The sequence below is a fragment of the Streptomyces phytophilus genome (assembly GCF_013870535.1).
Taxonomy (GTDB): domain Bacteria; phylum Actinomycetota; class Actinomycetes; order Streptomycetales; family Streptomycetaceae; genus Streptomyces; species Streptomyces phytophilus.
Genome location: NZ_JACBXC010000767.1, coordinates 1 through 2924, shown reverse-complemented (window position 1 = coordinate 2924; position 2924 = coordinate 1). Strand labels below are relative to the sequence as shown.

Genomic DNA, 2924 nt, shown 5'->3' with positions numbered 1-2924 from the left:
CCGCCCCCGGCGATGGCGCGGTACGCGGCGCTGTTCCCGCACGCGACCTACGCCGTCCAGCCCGCCGCCGGCCACCACCCGTGGCTGGACGACCCGGCCCGCTTCACGACGACCGCGGCGAAGTTCCTGACGGAATCCGCCGTGCACGCGGAGGAGTCCCCCGAGTGACGGCCGCACCGCGGGAGGTCCGTGCGAAGCAGAGTGCGGACACGCTCACCGTCTACCAGGCGTACGGGCCCGCCATCGCGGAGCCCGCGCTGCGGGCGGGGACGTTCGTGGCGCCGTTCAAGCGGGAGCGGATGACCTGGATCAAGCCGTCGTTCCTGTGGATGATGTACCGCTGCGGGTGGGCCGAGAAGCCCGGGCAGGAGCGGGTGCTGGCCGTGGAGATCACCCGGCAGGGGTTCGAATGGGCGCTGCGCCACTCCTGCCTGAGCCATCACGACAGCCGGTTGCACGCCACCCGCGACGACTGGCCGGCGGCGAAGAAGGCCGGCCCGGTGCGTGTCCAGTGGGATCCGGAACGGGACATGGCGCTGCGGCCGCTGGCGCACCGGGCGATTCAGATCGGGCTCTCCGGGCCCGCGGTCGGGTGCTACGTCGGCGAGTGGATCCGCGGGATCGAGGACGTCACGCCGCTCGCGCGCGAAGTGCGCTCGCTGCTGCGGGAGAAGAGGCGGGAGGAGGCCGCCGCGCTGCTGCCGCGGGAGGAGGTCTGCCCGCTGCCGGACGACATCCGGACCCGTATCGGCACCACATAGGCGGCGGGCGGCAGCGACGGCCGGCGGCCGGCCCGGTCAGCCCAGGATGAGGGGGAGCTTCGCCGCCGACGGGCCGAGGGCCGTGCGCTCCGCCTCCGTGGGGGTGCGGCGGCCGGTGGCGACCAGGAGGGCGTCCGCGTCGGTGAAGGACTCGGGGAACGCCGCGCCCGCGATCCGTTCCAGCAGCGCCCGGGACTCCGCCAGGCCCGCCGCGGGCGGGCCGGGGACGTGCGGGAGGCGGGCGGTCAGGTCCAGGTGGTGCAGGGTCCACTCCAGCACGTACGCCGCGAGGTAGTCGCCGGCCGTGAGGACCATGTCCTGCGTGCTCACCACCAGTGCCGGGTCGGCGAGTTGCGCCGCGCGGCCGGCGGCGGAGCCGACGTCGTCGAGGTGGAACTTCAGCAGCGCCGGGTCCTCGTACGCCGCGGCCATCCGGACGGTGAGCGCGTCGAGGGGGTCCTCGCCGGTGGGCGGCTCGCCGCCCACGTGCCAGTAGCCCGCCGCGTCGGCCGTCGGTTCGCCGCCGGCCGGGGTGACCAGGGTGATGAGCACGTCCTGCGCGTCGATCACGAAGTGGCAGACGAGGTCGCGGACGAGCCACCCGGTGCAGCCGGAGGGCTGCGCGAAGTCCTCGTCGCCCAGGTCGGCGACGGCCGCGCGCAGCGCCGCCCAGGAGGGTGCGAATTGGTCCATCTCGGCAACCTAGTTCGCCGCCGCACCGCGGACAACTCGTTGGGGAGGGGTCCTGCTCGGCGGCAGCCCGCAGGCACGGCCTCCGCCCGGGGAGGCGGAAAGCGGGGGCGGCTTTCGCCGGTGCCGGGCGCCCCGTTCAGTGCGGTGACGGATACGGGTCCAGGGCGTTGCCGACGGAGCAGCCGCCCTCTCCGGCCATCCGCTGGATCCGGGGCGGCACCCACACCTCTGTGGCGCCGGGGGCCACGCGGGCGAGCAGGCAGTCCTGCGCGTCGAAGCCGTTGCCCTCCACCGACAGGAGGACGCCGACCCGGCCGCCTTCCGCCATCACCTCGGTGAGGATCGCCGGATGCAGGTCCAGGGCGGCGAGCGCACGGCGCACCTTAGCCTCGTCCGCCCGGCCGTCCTCGGGCACCCGGGGAAGTTCCGCCCTCAGCTCCTCGTACGGCAGCCGGGGCGGTGCGGGTGGCGGGGCGAAGGCCAGCGGGGGGCCGTCGGGGCAGTCCGCGTCACGGGGATCCTCTCCCCACTGCGACTTGGGCGACACCCGCACCGTGAAACAGCGCCGCACGACGATCTCCTGAGGGTCGAACCAGCCGTCGGGCGCCGAGCCGGACGTGCGGACGACCACGTCGACGCCGTCCCCGTCGTGTGTCGAGGTACCCGTCACCCGCAGGACCTCCACCCCGTCGAGGCCGGAAGCGAAGCGCCCGACCTCCTCCGCCGTGCGCGGGCGCTGGCTATAGAGCCGCTCACCCGCCTTCCCGGCCGCTTCCCGTGCGGCGTCCGTCGCCTCGTCCTCGGAGGACTGCACCACCCCGCAGCCGGCGGTGAACAGCAACAGCGGGGCGAGCAGCAGCAGTCGGCGCATGCGTCCACGGTTCCGGCGCCGGGCGCGGCGGGTAACCGCTGGCGTACTCAGACCGGGGTAGGCGGTCGTACTCAGCCGGTGCGGCGACCGGCCGCGGCGCACCCCCCGAGGCATCCCGCCCGGCTCCAGTCGCGGGGCAGCCCGCCGGGGCCGGGCGGGTCACGGGCGGAGCCTGGCGAACGCCTCCATCCGGCGCCGGTGGTACTCCAGGTCCTCGTCGTCGTGCTGGACGCCCCGGGCGACGGCGAGCGCGAAGTACACGCCCTCGCGCCGCAGGCGGTGCCGCATCAGCTGCGTCAGCGTCTCGTCGTCCAGCACCTCGGCGGTCCCGCCCGCCTCCCGGTACGCGTCGGCGAAGCGGCGCGCGTCCGCCGGGTTCTCGCAGAACTCGTCGGCGAACTCCAGCGCCGCGCTGCCCACCTCCACCTCGGGCCGGGCGACGAACGACTCGTCCCAGTCGAGGACGGCGACGATGCGCGCCGGGTCGCGGCGGTCGACGAGCAGGTTGCCGTGGTAGTAGTCGCCGTGCAGCGCGTGCCGCGGCAGCGGGCGGGCGGCAAATCCGGCCAGCCACTTGTCCAGTTGCGGGTCCCGCAGCC

At 75.0% G+C, this 2924-nt stretch carries 4 protein-coding genes; 1 reads left to right on the top strand and 3 read right to left on the bottom strand.

Going from position 1 to position 2924, the window contains the following annotated elements; translation table 11 throughout:
* Nucleotides 1-164: 164 nt before the first annotated feature.
* Complete coding sequence (locus H5J30_RS24920; protein WP_181789602.1) at nucleotides 165-761, top strand: DUF4291 domain-containing protein; 597 nt, start codon at nucleotides 165-167, stop codon at nucleotides 759-761.
* 36 nt (nucleotides 762-797) lie between these two features.
* On the opposite strand, the gene H5J30_RS24915 is transcribed toward H5J30_RS24920, so the two are convergent.
* From H5J30_RS24915 to H5J30_RS24905, 3 genes are all read right to left on the bottom strand, one after another.
* Nucleotides 798-1454 carry a maleylpyruvate isomerase N-terminal domain-containing protein gene (locus H5J30_RS24915; protein ID WP_181789601.1) on the bottom strand — a complete coding sequence of 219 codons (657 nt, stop codon included), beginning with the start codon at nucleotides 1452-1454 and terminating at the stop codon, nucleotides 798-800.
* A 136-nt stretch (nucleotides 1455-1590) separates the two neighbouring features.
* Nucleotides 1591-2325, bottom strand: coding sequence for a translation initiation factor IF-2 (locus tag H5J30_RS24910; RefSeq protein WP_181789600.1), 735 nt, complete (start codon nucleotides 2323-2325; stop codon nucleotides 1591-1593).
* Between the two features lie 159 nt (nucleotides 2326-2484).
* On the bottom strand, nucleotides 2485-2924 hold a 440-nt coding region (locus H5J30_RS24905), incomplete at its 5' end, for a phosphotransferase (protein ID WP_181789599.1).